Here is a 21,376-nt window from a genome sequence, read left to right as displayed (position 1 = left end):
GTCCCGGGCCGCCCGTCGGGGTCAACTACGATCGGGCCCGTGCTCAGTCTCACCGGACTCCCCCTGCAGATCATCACCTCGGTCATCGCGATCGTCGTCTTCGCCGCCACCATGTGGTTCTGGCCGAAGTTCGGCGGCAAGGGCTGGAAGTCCTGGGTGGGCCGGATCGGCGCCTTCCTGGCCACCCAGCTGGCGGTGCTGGCGGCCATGGGCCTGATCGCCAACAGCTACTTCGGCTTCTACAGCTCCTGGACCGACCTGCTCGGCACCAGCGGCGGCCTCGGCACGGTGGTCGACCACCAGCCCAACGCCTCCGGCGTGACCGTCACCGGCGAGCAGAGGTTCTACTCGTCGCAGGGCTCGGAGCCGGACCGGTCCGGGCAGATCCAGAAGGTCGACGTCAAAGGAGCCGGCACCGGTCTGAGCACCGAGGCGTACGTCTACCTCCCGCCGCAGTACTTCCAGCCGGACTACGCCAAGCAGCGCTTCCCGATGGCCGTCGTGCTCACCGGCTACCCGGGCACCCCGGAGAAGCTGATCTCGCTGATGCAGTACCCGGCGTCGACCCTGGACGCCATCGAGCAGAAGAAGCTGCCGCCGACCATCCTGGTGATGACCCGGCCCACCCTGGTCGACAACCGGGACACCGAGTGCGTCGACGTGCCGAACGGCCCCCAGGTCGAGACCTTCTTCACCACCGACCTGCCCAAGGCCCTCGCCACCACCTACCGGATCGGCACCGACCCGGCGAACCGGGCCGTGATCGGCAACTCCACCGGCGGCTACTGCGCGCTCAAGTTCGCCCTGCGCAAGCCCGACTCCTACCCGGCGGCGGTCGCCCTCTCCGGCTACTACAGCGCGGCCCACGATCCGACCACCGGCGACCTCTTCGGCGGCGACGACAAGCTCAAGCAGGAGAACGACCTGCTGTGGCGGCTGAAGAACCAGCCGGCCGCCCCGGTCTCGCTGCTGCTGACCACCGCGTACGACGAGAACAACTACGACGAGACCAAGGCGATGGTCGCCGCCTTCAAGGCCCCCACCAAGATGTCCACGATCACCCTGGACACCGCGGGCCACAACTTCCACACCTGGACCCGGGAGATCCCCCCGGCCCTGGAGTGGCTGGGCAAGCACATCACCATGCCGGCCGCCACCTGATCCCCGAGGCCCGGCCGGACGCCGGTGTCTCGGGACCCGGGTCCCGAGACGCCGGACCCCGAGACGCCGGACGCCGGATGAGAACCGGCTGAACCCGTCGCCGGAGGGGTGAACCGGGCACATCACACCCGTCTCATAGCCGTATCTCACGGTTCTCTCAGCCACGCCACGCACGGTATGGCGCATGACCACGAGCAGCTACTCCCCTCCGGCCGGCGATCCGTGGCCCGAGGCCGCGAACTACCCGCCGCCGGAGGTGCGGCCGGACGCGGCCCGGCCGGACCCGGCGCCGCTCTTCCCCGAGCAGCCCCTGCCTCCCGTCGGCCCCAAGGGCCCGGCCTCCTGGTCCGGACGGCTGCGCACCCTGCCGGCCCGCGCCTGGCGCGGGCGCGCGGACGACCCGCGCTGGGTCCGCCCCGGCCTGCTGGCGCTGCTGGCCGCCACCGTCGTGCTCTACCTGTGGGGCCTGGGCGCCTCCGGGTGGGCGAACGCCTTCTACTCGGCGGCCGTCCAGGCCGGCAGCCAGAGCTGGAAGGCCTTCTTCTTCGGCTCCTCCGACGCCGGCAACTTCATCACCGTGGACAAGCCCCCGGCGTCGCTGTGGCCGATGGCGCTGTCGGTGCGGCTGTTCGGCCTCTCCTCCTGGTCGATCCTGGCCCCGCAGGCGCTGATGGGCGCCGCCACCGTGGGCGTGCTGTACGCGACGGTGCGCCGCCGCTTCTCCCCGCTCGGCGGCCTGCTGGCCGGCGCGGCGCTGGCGCTCACCCCGGTCGCGGCGCTGATGTTCCGCTTCAACAACCCGGACGCGCTGCTGGTGCTGCTGCTCACCCTGTCCGCGTACGGCATGGTGCGGGCGGTCGAGACGGCGAGCACCCGGTGGCTGCTGTTCACCGGCGCGATGTTCGGCTTCGCCTTCCTCGCCAAGACGCTGGCGGCGTTCCTGATCCTGCCGGCCTTCGCGGTGATCTACCTGGTCGTGGCGCCCACCGGCTTCTGGCGGCGGCTGCGGCAGACCCTGCTCGCGGGCGTGGCCCTGCTGGTCTCCGGCGGCTGGTGGGTGGCGATCGTGGAGCTGCTGCCCGCCTCGGCCCGCCCGTACGTCGGCGGCTCGCAGGACAACGACTTCCTGTCGCTGACCTTCGGCTACAACGGCCTGGGCCGGGTCGACGGCAACGAGCGCGGCAGCGTGGGAGGCGGCGGCCGGATGCCGGCCGGGCTGGACCTGCCGGCCGGCGCCGGGCACAACCGCGGCTGGGGCCAGACCGGCATCACCCGGCTGTTCGGCAGCGACATCGGCGGGCAGATCGCCTGGCTGCTGCCGGCCGCGCTGATCCTGCTCGTGGTCGGCCTGTGGGCGACCCGCCGCTACTCCCGTCCGGACACCGCCCGCGCGGCCTTCCTGGTCTGGGGCGGCTGGCTGATCTCCACCGCGCTGATCTTCAGCTTCATGTCCGGGATCTTCCACCAGTACTACACGGTGGCGCTGGCCCCGGCCGTCGCGGCGCTGGTCGGCATGGGTGTGGACGGGCTGTGGCGGGCGCGGCACCGGCTGCCGTACGCGCTGGTGCTGGCGGGCGTGCTGGCGGTGACCGCCGGGTGGGCGTTCGTCCTGCTCGGGCGCAGCTCCGGCTTCCTGCCCTGGCTGCGCTGGGCGGTGCTGATCGGCGGGCTGGCGGCGGCGGCCGCGCTGGTCGCCGGGCAGTTCGCCGGCAAGGTCTCCGGGCGGACCGGGGCGCGGATCGCCTCGGTGGCGGGCCTGGTGGGCCTGGCGGCGGCGCTGGGCGGGCCGGCCGCGTACGCGGTGGACACCGTGGGCACCGCGCACAACGGCTCGATCATCACGGCCGGGCCGTCGGTGAAGGGCGCGGGCTTCGGGCCGGGGTCCTTCGGCCGCAAGGGCGGCAAGGGCGCGGCCGGCAACGGCCGGATGTTCCCCGGCGGCGGTCAGGGCGGCGGTCAGAACGGCCAGGGCTTCCCGGGCGGCTTCGGCGGCGGTCAGGGCGGCCAGAACGGCCAGGGTGGTCAGGGCGGCTTCGGCGGCGGTCAGAACGGCCAGGGCTCGCACCGTCCGGGCGGCTTCGCCGACGGCTCCGGCCGGGGCTCCGGCGGCACCGCCCCCGGCGGCCGCCACGAGCGCGGCGCGGGCGGCTCCACCGGCTCCGGCGGCGCCACCGGCGCGCCCGGCTTCCCCGGCTTCCCCGGCGGCCAGGGCCCGGAGAGCGGTGCGGGCGGCTTCGGCGGCATGGGCGGCCTACTCGGCGGCACCAAGGTGAGCTCCGAGGCGGCGGCGCTGCTCTCGCAGGATGCCGGCCAGTACACCTGGGCGGCCGCCACCACCGGTTCGCAGAACGCCGCGAGCTACCAACTCGCCACCGGCAAGCCGGTGATGGCCCTGGGCGGCTTCAACGGCACGGACCCCTCGCTCAGCCTGGCGGGCTTCCAGAAGTACGTCCAGGAGGGCAAGGTGCACTGGTTCATCGGCGGCGGCTCGCACCGCGGCTTCGGCGGGGGCGGCGCGAACGGCGAGGGCGGCGAGGGCGGTCAGGAGACCGAGGCGGCCCAGATCGAGGCCTGGGTGACCGGCCACTTCACGGCCAAGACGGTCGGCGGCGCCACCTTCTACGACCTGACGGCCCCGGAGTCCTGACCCCGAAGTCCTGAACGACGGAGTCCTGAACGACGGAGTCCTGACCCCGGAGCCGTCGTCCCGTGACCCGGGCTCCCGGAACCCCGGCCGGGAGCCCGAACTCCCCAGGGGGCGTGCCGCGTTCGCGCGGCACGCCCCCTCTCGCGTTCCCCACCCGGCCCCGCTCGGCCCGGCTCAGTCCGAGGCGCAGTGCGTCCCCGCGGCCGGCAGCGCGCCGTCCACCAGGAACGCGAGGACGGCGTCGCGCACGCACCCGCTGCGGTCCCAGGACATGTGCCCGTCGCCGTCGCGGGTGAGCAGCACGCCGTGCTGCAGTCCGGCGGCCATCCGCTGGGCCCACGGGTAGGGGGTGACCGGGTCCTCCGTCCCACCGATCACCAGGATCGGGGCGCTGCCGGGGGCCGTGACGGTGTGCGGCCGCTCGGTGGAGCGGTACGGCCAGGGGCGGCAGTCCGGGTCGAGCAGGGTGACCCGGGTGTCGTGCCGGCTGATCAGCGGGGCCCGGGCGGCGAGGTCGGCGAGAGCCGCGCGCAGGTCGGTGTCGGTGGGGGCGAGCGGGGCGTCCGCGCAGTGGATGGCCGCGTAGGCGTCCGCGGCGCTGTCGTAGTGGCCGTCCTCGTCGCGGCCGGTGGTTGCGTCGGCGAGCTTGAGCAGTTCGTCGCCCTCGCCGCGGTCGAGGGCCGGGTCGAGGGCGGCGCGCAGCCGGGGCCAGTTGCGGCGGCCGTCGGCGAGCGAGTCGGTGACGCCGGTCCAGGCGAGGGCGGCGGTGACGGTGCGTCCGTCGCGGGCGGGCAGCGGGTGGTCCTTGAGGCCGTCGAGGAAGGTGGCGAGCCGTTCGGGGGCGGCGGCCGGGTCGCTGCCGAGCGGGCAGCCGTCGTCCTCGGTGGCGCAGCCGGCGGCGAAGGCGCGGAAGGCGGCTTCGGTGGCGACGGCCTGCTCGCCGTTGAGGTGCATCAGGTCGGTGCTGCGTTCGACGGCGCCGTCGAGGACGAGCCGGCCGGTGCGGTCGGGGAACTCCTCGGCGTAGAGGGCTCCGAGGTAGGTGCCGTAGGAGAGGCCGAAGAAGTCGAGCTTGCGTTCTCCGAGGGCGCTGCGCAGCACGTCCAGGTCGCGGGCGGTGTCGCGGGTGCCGAGGTGGGGCAGCACGTCGGCGTACTTGGCCTCGCAGGCGTCGGCGAGGATCCGGCCGTGGTCGTAGGCCGGATCGTCGGTGCTGGTCCACTGTTCGCGGGTGCGGTCGTCCAGGCAGTGGACGGGGAGGGTGCCGCCGGCGGCGCGCGGGTCGAGGCCGACCAGGTCGAAGCGCTCGTTCAGCGGGCTGCCCTGCCAGCGCCGGGCCATGCTGACGCCGGAGATGCCGGGCCCGCCGGGGTTGATCAGCAGGGGGCCGATCCGGTGCGCGGGGTCGGTGGCGGGGACCTTGGCGACCGGGACGTCGATGCTGCGGCCGCCGGGGTCGGCGTAGTCCAGCGGGGCCTTGAGGGTGGCGCACTGGGGGGCCGTCTCGTCCTGGTCGGTGTCCGGGTCGGCCGCGCCGTCGCAGGGTGTCCACTCGAGCCGCTGGTCGTAGTAGGCCCGCAGGGCCGGGGAGGCGCCGGCGGAGACCCGTTCGGCGAGCGGCGGGCGGCTCGTCGGTGCGCCCACGGGGTGCGTCGCGCCCGGGCCGGAGCAGCCGACGGGCAGGGCGAGCAGCAGGGCCGCGAGGGCGGTCAGGGCGCGCCGCGGCAGGCGGCGGGTCATCGGGGGCACCGCCCACGAATACCATCCGGCGTGCGGTCGGGTCACCTCGCCCTCCCCGTCCTGCCGCGTCCTTGGCGCGGCCGCACGACCGAGGGGGTGTCCGGCGGGGAGGATCGTTTCCTCAGCCGCCGCACTGCTGGAGCATCGCCTTCTTGTCGGCCTCGGTGACCGGCAGCTGGTACTTCAGCGAGACCTGGGCGAAGCGCACCGCGTACGAGCAGCGGATCTCGGTGCTGGCGGGCAGCCAGTCGGCCGGCCCGGAGTCGCCCTTGGAGCCGTTCTGCGAGCCGTCGGCGGGGATCAGGTTGAGCGGGTCGTTGGCGATCCGGACCCGCTTGGCCTTGTCCCACCGGGCGGCGCCCATCTGCCAGTCGTACGACAGCGGCATCACATGATCGATCTGGATCTTCGAGGCCTGCTGCTTGGTCCACCGGACGGTCTTGCCGGTGTACGGGTCGCGGATGGTCATCGCGGTGACCACGCAGTCCGAGCCGTCCTTGCGCTCGACGCCGCTGCCGTCCCGGGCGAGCAGGTCGTTGCGGGTGTCGCACTTGTTGCCGCCGAACGGAACGCCCTCGACGCTGTCCGTCCAGGCCGGGCCGAACTCGTTGCGGTCGTAGCCGTCCTTGGGGCCGGTCCGGGCGGTGGCGACCTCGGCGATGAGGTCCCGGCCGGCCTTCTGCTCCTCGGGGGTGGTCAGCGGCGCCAGGCCGGGCTTGGTGCCGTCCGGGTTCTCCAGCGGGCTGGTGCCGATCCCCGCGGCGGAGCCGCCGGTCGACGAGTGGTCGCGGCCTTCGACCAGCCAGCCGACCAGGGCGAGCACGCATATCAGGAAGACGGTGGCGGCGGACAGCCAGGTACGGCGGGCGGGCACGGAGAACTCCCCAGGTCAGGGCGGGTTGACGGCAAACCAGCAGACTAGCCGACCCAAGAGGAGGTCAAGCCGACGCCACGGGAAGGCCAAGGAGCATGTCGAAGCTCACACTCCGCCAGACCGGTTCGCCCGAACCCGAGTCGACCTCATCGGCGCCCATCCGCCCATCCGCCCATCCGCCCGTCCGCGCCCCGGCACTCAGCCGCCGCCCACCCGTCCGCGCCGCCGCGCCCCGGCGCCCCGCCGCTCAGCCGCTCAGCCGCCGATCGCCGACATCGGCCGCTCCGGCCGCACGAACTCCGCGCTGCCGATGGCGTGTCCGGGCCCCTTGCCCGCCACCGAGTCCCGCCAGGCCGCCTCGATCCGCGCATCGTCCGCGCCGCCGCGCAGCAGGGCGCGCAGGTCCGACTCCTCGGTGGCGAACAGGCAGTTGCGCAACTGCCCGTCGGCCGTCAGCCGGACCCTGTCACAGCCGCCGCAGAACGGCCGGGTGACGGAGGCGATCACGCCGATCACCGTGTCCGTCCCGGCGATCCGCCACTCCTCCGCGGGGGCGTTGCCGCTGCGCCCCACCGGCACCAGCTCGAAGCGCTCGCCCAGCCGGGCCAGCACCTCCTCGGCCGTCACCATCGCGGCGCGGTCCCAACTCCCCTGCGCGTCCAGCGGCATGGACTCGATGAAGCGCATCCGGTAGCCGTGCTCGACGGCGAAGGACGCCAACTCCGGTATCTCGTCCTCGTTCACGCCGCGCACCGGCACCGCGTTGACCTTCACCGGATCCAGCCCGGCCGCCTTCGCCGCCGCCAGGCCGGCGAACACGTCGGTGATCCGGTCCCGCCGGGTGAGCGCGGCGAACCGGTCGGCGCGCAGGGTGTCCAGGCTGACGTTCACCCGGCCCAGCCCGGCCTCCCGCAGGCCGGCCGCGGTCCGCGCCAGGCCGATGCCGTTGGTGGTCAGCGACAGTTCCACGCCGAGCGCGGCCAGCCGCCCCACCAGGCCCACCAGGCCCCGGCGCAGCAGCGGCTCCCCGCCGGTCAGCCGCACCGAGCGCATCCCCAGCCGCTCCACCGCGACCCGCACCAGCCGGACCACCTCGTCGTCGTCGAGCGTGTCCGCCCGGGGCAGCCAGTCCAGCCCCTCCGCCGGCATGCAGTACGTGCAGCGCAGGTTGCAGCGATCGGTCAGGGAGACCCGCAGATCGGTGTGGACCCGTCCGAAGCGGTCCACCAGCGGGCGCGGTGCGGTGTTCATCGCCCCAGTACAGGGGCAAGCGCGCCGCGGGACCAGCGGCCGAACCGCCGGGGAGCACCCACGACCTGCGCCTTCGCCTTGTGGATTCGTACAACCGCCGACCCGCTGCGCGACCGCCCCCGAACCGGGCAGGCTGGGCCCCATGCAGACCCCGCACGGCCCGGCCCCCGCCCTGGCAGCCGCACCCTCCGCCGTCCCCGCCCTGGTGCTCGCCGCCGGGGGCGGACGGCGACTGGGCGGGCGGCCGAAGGCGCTGCTCCGGTACGCGGGGCGGCCGCTGGTGGAGCACGCGGTGGCCACCGTACGGGCCGGCGGCTGCCCGGACGTCACCGTGGTGCTGGGCGCGGACCGCGAGCGGGTGCGCTCCACCGCGCACCTGCCGGGCTGCCGGCTGGTCGCCAACCCGGACTGGGCGCAGGGCATGGGCTCCTCGCTGCGGGCCGGGCTGGCCGCGCTGCCGCCGGGCGCCCCGGCGGTGCTGGTGATGCTGGTGGACACCCCGGGCGTCACCCCGGCCGCGGTGGCCCGGCTGCTGGCCGCGCACCGGGGCGGCGCCGAGCTGGCCGCGGCGGCGTACGGCGGGCGGCGCGGGCACCCGGTGCTGATCGGCGCCCGGCACTTCGCCGAGGCCGCCGGGGGCGCCACCGGCGACGCCGGGGCCCGCACCCTGCTGGCGGCGCACGCCGCGGAGCTCCTCCTGGTCGAGTGCGCGGACATCGCCGTCCCGGACGACCTGGACACCCCCGCCGACCTGGCACGCTGGTCGGCCGGCTGACCGCCGTCCGTACGCCGACCGCGCATCCTCCCCGCGAAGGGTCCGGCCTCAGCCTGCCCGGTCACCGGCCCCTGATCCATCCCTGAGGATTGCCCCATTCCGCGCCCAGGACCGGAGGTTTCGGGGAGCATGGGAAGCACCCACCCACCCCACCCCGACGGACGGAGCCCGCGATGGCAGGACTGCCCGACGACTTCACCGGACACGACCCCGCGCGGCCAGGGCCGGGGGCGGGCGGTGCCGCCCGGGCGATCCGCTGCCCCGCCTGCCGCCGCGAGCACCTGTACGAGCCGCCGTCGCTGCCCTGCCCGTGCGGCGCCTCGCTGAAGGTGCCGCTGCTGCGCGGCGGGGTCCCGGTGCAGGTGCGGTTCCGGTCCTGGGAGGACTCCTGGCTGAGCATGCGCTGCCCGCACTGCGGGCGCTCCGACCAGTGGCCGCAGCCCGAGTTCACCTGCAACTGCGGCGCCACCGTCCGGCTCCCGGTGGACCGCACCACCCGGCTGAGCGGCGGTACCGCCGGTCCGCTCGCCGCCCCCGGCCCGCAGGCCGCCCGCCCGTACCCGGCCCATCCGATGAACGCCCCGGTGCCCACGCCACCCGCGGCGCCCGGCGGCCCGGCGGGCCGCTCCCGCCCGTTCCGCCACCGCACCCCGTTCCGGCCGCACCCGGTGCGCACCTCCCAGGACGCGGTGTTCACCGCCGCCCGCTACCTGGAGTGGCTGGGCTTCGACGACCTGGAGCTGACCGAGGCCCAGGAGCGTGAGGGGGTCACCCTGTTGGGCAGCCGGATGGTCGCCCAGGTGGACACCTGGACCGAGCCCGCCGACGTGAAGTCCGTCGAGTGCCTGTGGCTGCAGACCCTGCACGCCGAGGAGATGGCCGCCGCCATGTTCACCCTGGCCGGCTACTCCCACCAGGCCACCGTGCGCGGCGAGCAACTGCTGGTGGCCCTGTTCAGCCTGGACCTCGCCGGGGTGCCGCAGCCCGCCAACGGCGCCGCGGAGGCCCTGATGGAGACCGGCTGGACCTCCTGAGCACCGACGGGCTCCTCTAGATCATCTCCTTGGGAAAAGCAACAACCTCCGCTCGTGATCTGGTGCACAAGCTCACCCCCGTGTTGAATTGCCGCCACAGCGTGGGCCTTTCGCCCTGCCGTCGCCATGCCGTTGTGCTGCCGTTGTGCTGCCGTTTCGCTGCCACAGCGCAGCTGTTCCGCAGCGGACGGTCGCGGACGACAGGGCACCAGGGGCAGGTCCGCGTCCTGCTGGATGGCGCACACAAGGAGGTGGCGTTGTCAGAGCACGGATGGAGCCCGAGCGGCCCGGAGGGGCGGGGGCGAGCGGCAACGGGGGAACCGGGCGACACCGTGTGGCGACTGCGGTCCCGGGCGTGCTGGCAGGAGGCCGCCGAACTGCTGCGCCCGGCCGCCGAACACGACCCGCCCGTGGCCCTCGCACGGGCCGAACTCCTCATCGAACAGTGCCTGTTCACCGCCGCCCAGTGGACCCAGGCGGAACAGGCGCTCCGACTGGCCGAGGCCCTGGCGGAGGGCACCGAACAGCGCGCCGCCGCCGCCTGCGCCCGCGGCTTCCTCGCCTACCTGGCCAGCGTGCTCGGCGCGCGCGACCGGCTGGACGAGGCCCAGGCCGCACTCGGCCGCACCTCGGCCCTGCTGCCGCCGGACGCACCGGGCCGCCCACTGCTGGACTTCCGGCGCGGACTGGTGGCCGAGAACCTGCTGCGCGACCGCGGCGCCGCCTGGATCGCCTACCGCCGGGCGCACGAGGGCGCCGGGGAACGCGGGGACGAACTGCTGCGCTCCTACACCTGGCGCCACCTGGCCGCGCTGGCGCTCTCCCGGGGGGACCCCGGCAACGCCCGGGAGGGCTTCGACGCCTCACTGCGGCTGCGCGAGCAACTCGGCTTCACGGTGGGGGTGGCGCCGGCGCTCGCGGCGCTCGCCGAGGTGTCCGAACCCGCCGAGGCGGCGCGGCTGCGCGCCGAGGCCGCCCGGCTGGTGCACGCCCTGGGCGGGGTGCCGGTCTGGCTCGCACGCCAGCTGGGGCGCGCGCCGGGGCCTCCCCCGGACGGGCGCATCACCCGCGAGACCAGGGGGACAATCAGCTAAGGTGAGCCTTACCTGTCCGGGGTGAGCAGTACCCCGGACAGGTCGCCTTGCTGTCCCCCGGGCACCGCCGTGCCCCGGTCCGGCAGGCCCCGGCCCGGCGGCCCCACGCCCCGGCCGGGCCCGCCGGACGGTCCGCACGCGGCCCCGGTCGACCCGATGGGGCCCGCCCATGACCGCGAGCAGCACCCGGCCCGGCCCAGCGCCGTGCGCCCCCCGCACCACCGAGGCGCACGACCACGCCCACGCGCCGGACGCCCCCACCCCCTGCGCTCCCTCGTACCACCGGCTGACCGCGCTGACCCCGATCCTGAGCGTGCACTGCGCCCCGCCCCGCAGCGGCGACGGCTGGCTGCCGGTCGCCGACCTCACCACCGACCCGGCGGCGGTGCGCGAACTGGTCGCCCACGACGCCCGCCAGGGCCTCGCCCGCTACGGGCGGCCGCTGCGCCCGGACGTGGCGGCCGGCTTCGGACTGCACCGCTTCGTCTGGCCGGTCTCGCTGCTGTTCACCCTGCCCTGGTTCCTGGAGCGGCGCGTCCCGCTGCTCGGCCCCGGCGGGGTCTCGGTGCGGCGCGGCCCCGGCTCGATCGAGTTGACGGTGCTCCCGGAGGCCTTCGTCTGCCTGCCGGACGACCCGATGGCCGGCTCACCGGGGGCCCGTACGGCGCCGGACGAGAACGCGCTGGCGGCCGAACTGCGGTGCGCGCTGGGAGAGTTCCTCGCACCGGTGCTGGCCGCCTTCGGGCCGGAGGCGCGGCGCGGGCCCCGGGTGCTGTGGGCGATGGCCACCGACGCGGTCGTGGAGGGGCTCTGCCACGCGGGCGGACTGCTCGGGGAGCCGGAGCGGGCGCGCACCGAACTGTCCGCACTGCTGGCACCCGGGCCGCCGAGCGCGCCGGGCGCGCCGTCCGCGCCGGGCGCGCCGTCCGTGCCGCCGCCGCCCGCGCCGTCGGCACCCGGGGGGCGGGCCGCGCGCACGCCCGGCGCGAGGCCGGGGCCCGCTCCCGCCCCGGCCCCCTTCACCCCGGGCGCCGGTTTCGCGCCCCCGGCGCCCGGCCGCACCGGTGCTTCGGATACGGACCGGGCCCGAGCCAGCTGTTGCCTCGTCTACACCGCCGAACCGGGGGAGATGTGCGGCGGCTGCCCCCGCGTCACGCGACGTTGACGAATACACGTCCGATTACGGATTCGAAAAGCCCGTGATTCCGGGAATGCACCGCATCGAATTCATATGACAATGCGATTGGTGGCAGGTCAGAAATCCCTCTCCCCAGCGCATTGACAGCGAATCAGTCATTCCCCCGCCGAGCATCCGTCATGATGGTCCCCGCCGCGCTGCTGGAACGCAGTGGGCGGCGCAGGGACGCGACGCAGAAAGCGAGGCTGGTTCCGGCAATGAAATTGTCCGACATACCGCTCGGCTGGGCCGTCACCGGGGTAGCGGGGCTGCTGGTCAGCGCGCTCCTGGTGGCCCTGGCCCGAAGCCGGGGATCCGCCGCCGGCGCGGATTCCTGGGAGCGTTCCGAGGAACGGCGCCGCAACAAGGAATCCCTGTACGGCGCGGCCTCCTACACGCTGCTGTTCTGCTGCGCCGGGGTCGCGGCCGCACTCTCCTTCCACGGCCTGGTCGGCTTCGGCGTGCAGAACCTCGGCCTGTCCGGCGGCTGGGAGTACCTCGTCCCGTTCGGGCTCGACGGCGCCGCGATGTTCTGCTCGGTGCTCGCCGTCCGCGAGGCCAGCCACGGCGACGCGGCGCTCGGCTCCCGGCTGCTGGTCTGGCTCTTCGCCGGCGCCTCGGCCTGGTTCAACTGGGTGCACGCCCCACGCGGCTTCGGCCACGCCGGCGCCCCGCAGTTCTTCTCCGGCATGTCGCTGTCCGCCGCGATCCTCTTCGACCGCGCGCTCAAGCAGACCCGCCGGGCCGCACTGCGCGAACAGGGCCTGGTACCACGCCCGTTGCCGCAGATCCGGATCGTCCGCTGGCTGCGCGCCCCGCGCGAGACCTACGCGGCCTGGTCGCTGATGCTGCTGGAGGGCGTGCGCAGCCTGGACGAGGCGGTGGACGAGGTCCGCGACGACAAGCGGGAGCGCACGCTGGAGAAGGAGCGCCGCAAGCTGGCCGGGCGCCGGGAGCGGGCCGAGATCCGGGCGATCAACCGCGGCAGCGGCTGGCGCGGACGCGGCGGCTCCGCACGGCAGTTGGAGTCGGCCGGCTCGGAGCCCGCGATAGCCGGCGGGCCCGGGGCGGAGCGGCCGGCGGGCGCCCGGGAGGTCGGGCCCGCGGGCTCTCCCGAGGCGGGCGCGCGCGAGGTCGAGGCCGGCGCCCGCGAGGTCGGTGAGGTCGAGGGCACGGTCGTCCAGCCGGGCCTGCCGGCCCGTCCGGAACGGCGCACCATCGATCTCACCGTCGACGAGGACACCGTTACGCTGCCCCGGCTGGACTCGCTGGAGCGCAAACTGAAGGACCTGGAGCAGCAGTTCGGCTGACCCGTCCCAGGGCCTGTCTTCAAACTCCCGTCTGCGGGGCGACGCCGGGGGTTTGAAGACAGGCCCTGCGGGGTGACCCCGGGGGCGGTCAGGCCGCGCTCGTCCCGCTGAGCTCGAACCACATCCGTTTGCCGGACCCGCGCGGCTCCACGCCCCAGGCGTCCGCCAGCGCCTCGACCAGCATCAGCCCGCGCCCGGAGGAGGCCTGCTCCCCCGGCGTCCGGCGGGTCGGCCAGAGGTCCGACTCGTCTTCCACCTCGACCCGCAGCCGGGCCCGGCCGCCGTCCGAGGCCGACTCCCGGTAGAGCCGGGCGGTGAACATGGCGTCCCGGTCGGTGTGCCGGATCGCGTTGGTGACCAGCTCGGAGGAGAGCAGTTCGGCGGTGTCGATGAACTCGGCGACGCCCCAGCGGCGCAGCGCGTCGCGCAGTTCGGCCCGCACCTCGGCGACCCGGGCGAGGTCCGCCTGGCCGATCCGGCGGCGCAGCTGCTGGGCGGCCAGGCCGCCCTCCGGGCCGTCCCAGCGGAGCAGCAGCAGCGCTATGTCGTCCTCGCGCTCGTTGGAGTCGGCGGCCTGCGAGGCGATCCGGTCGGCCAGTTCCTCCAGCGGGTCGCGGGCCGCCTGGTCGGCGACCGGCAGCGGACGGGCCAGGACGCGGGCGAGCCGGCCGATGCCCTCGTCCAGGTCCATGCCGCGCGCCTCGACCAGGCCGTCGGTGCACAGCAGCACCGTCTCGCCCGGGTCCAGGCTGAACCTGGTCACCCGGTACTCCTGGTCCGGGTCGATGCCCAGCGGCAGCCCGCCGGCCACCGGCAGCACGGCGGCGGTGCCGTCCGCCCGGCGCACCATCGGGTCCAGGTGGCCGGCCCGGACCGCGTAGACCACGCCGTAGTCCACGTTGACCTCGGCGTAGGTGCAGGTCGCGAAGTGGTCGGTGTCCAGGTCGGCGAGGAAGCGGGAGGCCCGGGCCATCACCGCGGCGGGCGGGTGGCCCTCGGCGGCGTAGGCGCGCAGCGCGATCCGCAGCTGGCCCATGATCCCGGCGGCGTGCACGTCGTGCCCCTGGACGTCGCCGATCACCAGGCCGACGTGCCCGCCGGGCAGCGGCACCACGTCGTACCAGTCGCCGCCGATCTGCAGGCCGGAGCCGGCCGCGAGGTAGCGCACCGCGGTGGTCACCCCCGGCACGGAGGGGACGGTGCGCGGCAGCATCACCCGCTGCAGGCCGGCCGCCAGCTCGTGCTCGGCGTCGTGCAGCCGGGCCCGGGCCAGCGACTGGGCCACCAGCCCGCCCAGGGTGGACAGCAGGGTGCGCTCGTCCGCGTCCAGCTCGCGCTCGTCGTCGAAGCTGACCACGCAGACGCCGATCGCCCGGCCGCTGGCCACCAGCGGCAGGTACGCCCAGGAGCCGCGGCCGGTGCGGCTGGTCTGCTCCCAGACGTCGGGGTGGCGGTCGCGGAAGTCCTCGCGGTTGGAGATGAAGACCGGGGCGCGGTACTTCAGCGCCTCGGCGGCCGGGTGGCCGGCCGGCAGCACGGTGCGGTCCCAGACCGCGAGGGCCTGCGAGCGGTAGCCGGAGGCGCCCAGGATCCGGGCCCGGCCGGCCTCGAAGGAGGCCAGCACCAGGCCGTCCGGCGGCAGCCCCGGCAGCGGCAGCTCGGTGAACACCCGGGCCACGTCACGGACGGTGACCGCTTCGGAGAGGGCGCGCGCGGCCTCCTTGATGAACCGGGAGCGCTCCTCGCGCAGCAGCGCCATCCGGTCCGCGCGGTCGCGCTTGTGCAGCTCGACGGTGGCGTCCCAGACGAAGCCCACCATCCGGGAGGCCCGGCCGAAGGCGTCCGCGAGCACCCGGCCGCGGAAGCGCACCGCGCGCATCGTCCCGTTCGGCCCGACGGTGCGGTAGTAGGCGCCGCACTGGCCCAGCTCGGCCACCGCGCGCTCGACCCGGCGGCGCACCACGGGCGCGTCCTCGGGGTGCAGCAGGGACAGGAAGGAGGCGGCGGTGCGGTCGAAGCGGTCCCGCTCGACGGCGTCCAGGCCGATGATCGCGCAGGCCCGCTGGTCGCCCTCCAGGACGTCGCGGCGGATGTCCCAGTCGAAGGAGCCGATGCCGTTGGCGGCCATCGCGGGCTCCAGCCAGTCCGGCATGGATTCGGCGGAGGAGGGCGGCAGCCCGCCCGACAGCACGGGCGCCAGCCGGCCGGAGGCGAGCACCGGGGGCGTGCGCGCGGAGTTGCGGCGGGTGGCCTGCGCGGGCGGGCGCGGGGCCGTTGGCTGCGACTGGTGCGGCTGGTGCGCCTCTGCGGCGGACGCGCCGGGAGGAAGCGCCGGCCCCGGCGACTCGGGCTCAGTGGGCATGCTGCTCCTGCCGCTGCCGTGGCGGACCGCGCCGACCGTCCGGACGGGCCGCATGGCGGTGTGATGGGTCGTGCTGGATCGGACGGTGCCGACGGACGGTGGTCAGTCGAGGTTCGGTCTCCCCGCTGCTTCCCGCACGTGGACACACATTCCCACCATCCTGTCCAATGTTCGGCCGAGCGGCAATGGCAACGGGCCGGAAATCTTGCGCTCCACCTTGCGTTCAGGGCTTGCTTCGGGAACGGATCGATCGACGGCGAACAATCCTACGGACAGCGCGTACGGGCAGTGCGCACAGGCAGCGCGTACGGGCAGTGCGCACGGATGTGCCGGGCACGGCCGGGGCGGGACTACGGCAGGGCGAGTTCGAACCAGGTGACCTTGCCGTCCCCCCGCAGCTGCACCCCCCAGGAGTCCGCGAGCGCCTCCACCAGCAGCAGCCCGCGCCCCGAGGTCGCGTACTCGGCCTCCGGATCGCGCCGCCGCCCGGGCAGCCGGCTCGCGCCGTCCTGCACCTCGATCCGCAGCCGGCTCTCCGCGTCGAGCACGGCATCGAAGACCGCGCCCTTGCCGGTGTGCAGCAGCGCGTTGGTGACCAGCTCGGACGAGAGCAGCTCGGCGGTGTCGGACAGCTCCGGCACCCCCCAGTGGCTCAGCGCCGTGCGCAGCCGGTGCCGCACCGAGCCCACCGCGACCAGGTCGGCCGGGTCGAGCGCCAGGTGCAGGCGTCGGTGCAGTGCGCACCCCGGGGCCGAGGCACCCGGCAGGGTCGTACCGGCGCCGACGGCCGGGCCCTGGGCCGACCCGGACCGGTAGGCGTCGCCCGAACTCGTCCGCTGCCGCGGGAATCGCGACTGACCGTCCATCAACACATGCCCCCGCCCTCAAATCCGGGCCCCCGCCTCCGGATCCCCCGCCGGCCGGGTGGCCCCCTCGTTCTGACCACCCATCCTCATGCCCAGTTGACGACGTTTGCAACAGTGTGCGTCCGATCACGTGGGGTGAAAGGGGCACGGGGAGGTTCACGTGATCCAACTGCCCGCGCCGGACGGGTTTGCGAAGCGCAGAGGCTGTTTTCGAGCCCGCCCCCGCCCGATCCCGCGCACACCCCGCGCCCGTACGGACCGCGCGTGGGGCCGCGCGCCCCGCGCTCCGCCGCGCCGTGCGCCGCCCTCCACCCCCGCCGTGCGCCGCCCTCCCGCGCCGCCCTCCCGCGCCGTTCTTGGGCGTCGCCCTTGCGCGCGGCCCGTCCCGGCCCGCTCACCCCCGCCGCCCGCCCGGGGAGCCGAACCCCCGCGGAGCGGCAACGCTGGACACGGCGCCCCGGTGCGGGTTCAATGACCCCGAGATGTTTGAACGACGTTCTAACATCATCCGGAAGCCATCGGCCCCGAGCCGACCCCCTCCCCGGCGACCGCGAGCGAGGAACCGTGCGACTGACCCCCACCGAGCGGGACCGGCTGCTGATCTTCACAGCAGCCGAACTGGCCCGCGCCCGCCGCGCCCGGGGCGTGCGCCTCAACGTCCCCGAGGCGACCGCCCTGATCGCGGACACCGTCTGCGAGGCCGCCCGCGACGGCCGCCGCCTGGCCGAGGCCATCGAGGCCGGCCGCTCCGTACTGACCGCCGACGACGTGCTGCCCGGCGTGCCCGACGTGGTCACCGTCATCCAGGTCGAGGCCGTCTTCGAGGACGGCACCCGCCTCGCCGTCGTCAACGACCCCTTCAAGGGCGCCGGCTCGCTCGGCGACGAAGCCCCCGGCGGCGCGCTGGCCGGCGACGGCGCCGGCTACGACCCGGTCGAGGAGACGCTGGTCATCCCCGTCCACAACACCTCCCAGGTGCCGATCTCGGTCACCTCGCACTTCCACTTCTTCGAGGCCAACCCGCGCCTGGCCTTCGACCGCGCGGCCGCCTACGGCACCCACCTCGCCGTCCCGGCCGGCTCCTCGGTGCGCTTCGACCCCGGCGTCACCGTCGAGGTCGGCCTCGTCCCGATCGGCGGCGCCCGCGTCGCCATCGGATTCGCCGGGCTCGTGGACGGCCCCCTGGACGCCCCCGGCGCCAAGGAGGCCGCCCTCGCCAAGGCCCGCGCCACGGGCTACCTCACCGGCTTCGACGACACGGAGGTGCCGTCATGAGTTCGATCACCCCGCACGACTACATCTCCGTGCACGGCCCCCGGGCCGGCGACCGGATCCGGCTCGGCGACAGCGGACTGATCGTCCGGGTCGAATCCGACTCCCAGGCCCCCGGCGACGAGTTCCTGGCCGGCTTCGGCAAGACCGCCCGCGACGGCCTCCACCTCAAGCCCGCCGCCGTCCGCGACACCTGCGACGTCGTGATCAGCAACGTCCTCGTCATCGACGCCGTCCAGGGCATCCGCAAGACGTCCATCGGCCTGATCGGCGGCCGGATCGCCGCCATCGGACGGGCCGGCAACCCGGACACCCTGGACGGCGTGGACGTGGTCGTCGGCACCGGCACCACCATCGTCTCCGGCGAGGGCCTGATCGCCACCGCCGGCTCCGTCGACACCCACGTCCACCTGCTCTCGCCGCGGATCATGGAGGCCTCGCTCGCCTCCGGCGTCACCACGATCATCGGCCAGGAGTTCGGTCCGGTCTGGGGCGTCGGCGTCAACTCGCCCTGGGCGCTGCGCCACGCCTTCAACGCCTTCGACGCCTGGCCCGTCAACATCGGCTTCCTCGGCCGCGGCTCCTCCTCCGACGAGGCCCCGCTGATCGAGGCCCTGGCCGAGGGCGGCGCCTCCGGCTTCAAGGTGCACGAGGACATGGGCGCGCACACCCGCGCGCTGGACACCGCGCTGCGCGTCGCCGAGCAGTACGACGTCCAAGTCGCCCTGCACACCGACGGGTTGAACGAATGCCTGTCGGTCGAGGACACCCTGAGGGTGCTGGAGGGCCGGACCATCCACGCCTTCCACATCGAGGGCTGCGGCGGCGGACACGTCCCCAACGTGCTCAAGATGGCCGGCGTGCCGAACGTCATCGGCTCCTCCACCAACCCCACCCTGCCGTTCGGCCGCGACGCCCTCGGCGAACACTTCGGCATGATCGTCTCCGCGCACGACCTCAAGGTCGACCTGCCCGGCGACGCCGCCATGGCCCGCGACCGGATCCGGGCTGGCACCATGGGCGCCGAGGACGTCCTGCACGACCTCGGCGTCATCGGCATCACCTCCTCCGACGCCCAGGGCATGGGCCGCGCCGGCGAGACCGTGCGGCGCACCTTCGCCATGGCCGGCAAGATGAAGGCCGAACTCGGCCCGCTCGACGGCACCGGCTCCTACGGGACCACCGAGAGCGGCGACGACAACGAACGCGTCCTGCGCTACATCGCCAAGCTCACCATCAACCCCGCCATCGCCCACGGGCTCGCCCACGAGGTCGGCTCGATCGAGGTCGGCAAACTCGCCGACATCGTGCTCTGGCGCCCCGACCACTTCGGCGCCAAACCGCAGCTCGTCCTCAAGTCCGGCTTCCCCGCGTACGGCGTCGTCGGCGACCCCAACGGCTCCACCGACCGGTGCGAACCCCTCGTCCTCGGACCGCAGTTCGGCGCCCACGGCGCCACCGCCGCCGACATCTCGGTCGCCTTCGTCGCCCAGGCCGCCGCCGACGCCGCCTACCTCGACCGCCCCGCCGACGGACTCCCCACCCGCCGGCGCCGCGTCGGCGTCCGCGGCACCCGGGGCATCGGCCCGCGCGACATGGTCCGCAACGCCCGGACCGGCCACGTCGAGGTCACCGAGACCGGCCTGGTCTCCCTCGACGGCGCACCACTGCGCTCCGAACCCGCCGACAGCGTCTCGCTCAGCCGCCTCTACTTCCTCTGACCCTCCCCGTCTTCTCCAAGGATCCGATGATGACCACCCCCACGCCCGCCGACCTCGGCTACCGGATGCCCGCCGAGTGGCACCCCCACGACCGCACCTGGATGGCCTTCCCCACCGCCAACCCCACCTTCGACACCCCCGAGAACCTGCACGCCGGCCGCCAGGCCTGGGCCGCCGTCGCCAACACCATCGTCCGGTACGAGCCGGTCACGCTGGTCGTCAACACCGGCGAGACCGCCGACGCCCGCAGGTACGTCACCGAGGCCGTCGAGATCGTCGAACGCCCCCTGGACGACGCCTGGATGCGCGACATCGGCCCGTCCTTCCTGATCGACGGCAACGGCTCGCTCGCCGCCGCCGACTGGATCTTCAACGGTTGGGGCGCCCAGTCCTGGGCCCGCTGGGACAAGGACCAGCACATCGCCGAGCACATCAGCGAACTGACCGGCGTCCAGCGCTTCGCCTCCCGGCTGATCAACGAGGGCGGCGGCATCCACGTCGACGGCGAGGGCACCGTCCTCGTCACCAAGACCGTCCAGCTCGGCGAGGGCCGCAACGCCGACTGGACCAAGGAGGACGTCGAAGCCGAACTGCACGCCCACCTCGGCACCACCAAGGCCATCTGGCTGCCCCGCGGACTCACCCGCGACTACGACGAGTTCGGCACCCGCGGCCACATCGACATCGTCGCCTCCTTCGTCCGCCCCGGCGTCGTCGTCGCCCACGTCCAGCCCGACCCGGCCCACCCCGACCACGCCGTCTGCCAGGAGCTCGTCACCATCCTGCGCGCCGCCACCGACGCCCGCGGCCGGCAGCTCGACGTCATCGAACTGCCCGCCCCCACCGTCCTGTTCGACGAGGACGGCGAGCCCGTCGACTACTCCTACATCAACCACTACGTGGCCAACGGCGCCGTCGTCCTGTGCGCCTTCGACGACCCGCGCGACCAGGAAGCCGCCGACATCCTCGCCAAGGCCTACCCCGGCCGCACCGTCGAACTCGTCGACGCCCGCGAGATCTTCGCCAACGGCGGCGGCATCCACTGCATCACCCAGCAGCAGCCCAAGGCCTGACCGCCCCGGGGTGGGGGCACCCGCCCCCACCCCGGTAGCCTTCGGACCTCCCCCTCCTCCTCCCAGGAAGCAGCCCCACCATGGCCGACCCCCGCCCGCGCCGCCCGGCGCGCCCCCGCGAGGAGGTCTACGCCACCGCCCGGACCGCCATCGCCGAACACGGCCTCGCCAAACTCACGATGGCCGGACTCGGCAAACAGCTCCAGATGAGCGCCGGACACCTCCTCTACTACTTCGGCAGCAAGGACCAGCTCCTGCTGGAAACCCTCCGCTGGAGCGAGGACCAACTCGGCACCCGCCGCCGCCAGGCCCTCACCGACCCCGCCCTCGACCCCTGGCAGCGCCTCGACGCCTACCTGCGGCTCTACCTGCCCGAAGGCCCCGGCGACCCGCGCTGGATCCTCTGGGTCGAGGTCTGGGGCCGCTCCCCCGCCAGCGCCGAACTCCGCCAGGGCCAGCAGGAGATCGAAGCCCCCTGGCAGGCCGACCTGGTCACCCTCATCGAACAGGGCACCGCCACCGGCGACTTCACCCCCGGCCCCGCCGCCGACCGCGCCGTCCAACTCCGCGCCCTCCTCGACGGCCTCGCCGTCCCCCTCGCCATCGGCCTCCCCGACACCCACCCCCCGACCGCCCTCACCCACGCCACCACCGTCGCCGCCGCCCTCCTCCGCACCTGAGGCCGGTACGGCCGCGGCCGGCGCGACCTGCTCGACCTGCTCGACCTCCCGTGCAGCGCCACCGGCCCGTCGGCCCCCGCCTGCCCCACCTGCCCCCTCGCCGCAGCTCCCACCAGGGACGGCAGTCCCATCGGCTCCACATCCGCCCCGCATCCGCCACGCATCCGCCACGCACCGGCGCGCGTCCCCGATGGCGACGGCGGCCCGGCATCACACCGGAACACCGGACGGCACCGGAAGTCGGACCGGCCGACTTCCGGCGCAGGGGACGAGCTCACACGGCCGGCCTTACGCGGGCAGCCACCGCCATCACCCGGAACCGCCGAACCGTGACGCGCG

General features: G+C 74.6%; 16 protein-coding genes. 11 read left to right on the top strand and 5 right to left on the bottom strand.

The window, feature by feature from the left end; all coding sequences use genetic code 11:
- Positions 1–39: 39 nt before the first annotated feature.
- Both ACZ47G_RS26585 and ACZ47G_RS26580 read left to right on the top strand, forming a co-directional pair.
- Positions 40–1,161, top strand: a complete 1,122-nt coding sequence (locus ACZ47G_RS26585; RefSeq protein ID WP_465746736.1) for an alpha/beta hydrolase — start codon at positions 40–42, stop codon at positions 1,159–1,161.
- Positions 1,162–1,345: 184 nt separating this feature from the next.
- Complete coding sequence (locus ACZ47G_RS26580) at positions 1,346–3,808, top strand: ArnT family glycosyltransferase (RefSeq protein ID WP_465746734.1); 2,463 nt, start codon at positions 1,346–1,348, stop codon at positions 3,806–3,808.
- A 174-nt stretch (positions 3,809–3,982) separates the two neighbouring features.
- Here ACZ47G_RS26580 and ACZ47G_RS26575 read toward each other — a convergent pair whose 3' ends face one another.
- From ACZ47G_RS26575 to moaA, 3 genes are all read right to left on the bottom strand, one after another.
- Positions 3,983–5,548, bottom strand: coding sequence for an alpha/beta hydrolase (locus ACZ47G_RS26575; protein WP_465746732.1), 1,566 nt, complete (start codon positions 5,546–5,548; stop codon positions 3,983–3,985).
- 121 nt (positions 5,549–5,669) lie between these two features.
- Complete coding sequence (locus ACZ47G_RS26570) at positions 5,670–6,380, bottom strand: HNH endonuclease family protein (protein WP_465747033.1); 711 nt, start codon at positions 6,378–6,380, stop codon at positions 5,670–5,672.
- Between the two features lie 297 nt (positions 6,381–6,677).
- Positions 6,678–7,673, bottom strand: a complete 996-nt coding sequence (moaA, locus tag ACZ47G_RS26565) for a GTP 3',8-cyclase MoaA (RefSeq protein WP_465746730.1) — start codon at positions 7,671–7,673, stop codon at positions 6,678–6,680.
- A 142-nt stretch (positions 7,674–7,815) separates the two neighbouring features.
- Between moaA and ACZ47G_RS26560 the strand changes: the two genes are divergently transcribed.
- The 5 genes from ACZ47G_RS26560 (at position 7,816) to ACZ47G_RS26540 (ending at position 13,063) form a co-directional block, all read left to right on the top strand.
- A complete protein-coding gene (locus ACZ47G_RS26560) occupies positions 7,816–8,448 on the top strand; it encodes a nucleotidyltransferase family protein (protein WP_465746728.1) in 633 nt (210 codons plus the stop codon).
- A 173-nt stretch (positions 8,449–8,621) separates the two neighbouring features.
- Positions 8,622–9,482, top strand: a complete 861-nt coding sequence (locus ACZ47G_RS26555; protein ID WP_465746726.1) for a hypothetical protein — start codon at positions 8,622–8,624, stop codon at positions 9,480–9,482.
- A 332-nt stretch (positions 9,483–9,814) separates the two neighbouring features.
- On the top strand, positions 9,815–10,576 hold the full coding sequence (locus ACZ47G_RS26550; RefSeq protein WP_465746724.1) for a hypothetical protein: 762 nt from the start codon (positions 9,815–9,817) through the stop codon (positions 10,574–10,576).
- 169 nt (positions 10,577–10,745) lie between these two features.
- Positions 10,746–11,741, top strand: coding sequence for a (2Fe-2S)-binding protein (locus ACZ47G_RS26545; RefSeq protein ID WP_465746722.1), 996 nt, complete (start codon positions 10,746–10,748; stop codon positions 11,739–11,741).
- A 230-nt stretch (positions 11,742–11,971) separates the two neighbouring features.
- Positions 11,972–13,063 carry a DUF2637 domain-containing protein gene (locus ACZ47G_RS26540; RefSeq protein WP_465746720.1) on the top strand — a complete coding sequence of 364 codons (1,092 nt, stop codon included), beginning with the start codon at positions 11,972–11,974 and terminating at the stop codon, positions 13,061–13,063.
- Between the two features lie 88 nt (positions 13,064–13,151).
- Here ACZ47G_RS26540 and ACZ47G_RS26535 read toward each other — a convergent pair whose 3' ends face one another.
- Both ACZ47G_RS26535 and ACZ47G_RS26530 read right to left on the bottom strand, forming a co-directional pair.
- Positions 13,152–15,425 carry a SpoIIE family protein phosphatase gene (locus ACZ47G_RS26535; protein ID WP_465746718.1) on the bottom strand — a complete coding sequence of 758 codons (2,274 nt, stop codon included), beginning with the start codon at positions 15,423–15,425 and terminating at the stop codon, positions 13,152–13,154.
- Positions 15,426–15,775: 350 nt separating this feature from the next.
- The gene (locus tag ACZ47G_RS26530; protein WP_465746716.1) at positions 15,776–16,291 is read right to left on the bottom strand and encodes an ATP-binding protein; all 516 of its coding nucleotides are present in this window, start codon (positions 16,289–16,291) and stop codon (positions 15,776–15,778) included.
- 564 nt (positions 16,292–16,855) lie between these two features.
- On the opposite strand from ACZ47G_RS26530, the gene ACZ47G_RS26525 reads away from it, so the two are divergent.
- The 4 genes from ACZ47G_RS26525 to ACZ47G_RS26510 all read left to right on the top strand — a co-directional run bounded on the left by ACZ47G_RS26525 (position 16,856) and on the right by ACZ47G_RS26510 (position 21,037).
- The gene (locus ACZ47G_RS26525) at positions 16,856–17,566 is read left to right on the top strand and encodes an urease subunit gamma (protein WP_465746714.1); all 711 of its coding nucleotides are present in this window, start codon (positions 16,856–16,858) and stop codon (positions 17,564–17,566) included.
- Positions 17,563–19,284, top strand: a complete 1,722-nt coding sequence (locus ACZ47G_RS26520) for an urease subunit alpha (RefSeq protein WP_465746712.1) — start codon at positions 17,563–17,565, stop codon at positions 19,282–19,284. The genes ACZ47G_RS26525 and ACZ47G_RS26520 overlap by 4 nt, the downstream gene beginning before the upstream one ends.
- 26 nt (positions 19,285–19,310) lie before the next feature.
- A complete protein-coding gene (locus ACZ47G_RS26515; protein ID WP_465746711.1) occupies positions 19,311–20,357 on the top strand; it encodes an agmatine deiminase family protein in 1,047 nt (348 codons plus the stop codon).
- A gap of 80 nt (positions 20,358–20,437) precedes the next feature.
- Positions 20,438–21,037 (top strand): TetR/AcrR family transcriptional regulator, encoded by a 600-nt coding sequence (locus ACZ47G_RS26510; protein ID WP_465746709.1) that lies wholly within the window; start codon positions 20,438–20,440, stop codon positions 21,035–21,037.
- Positions 21,038–21,376 lie beyond the last annotated feature (339 nt).

The organism is Kitasatospora sp. NPDC030952 (genome assembly GCF_055571335.1).
Note: the sequence above shows the minus strand (reverse complement) of the source record. Positions and strands in the feature narration are given on the sequence as shown.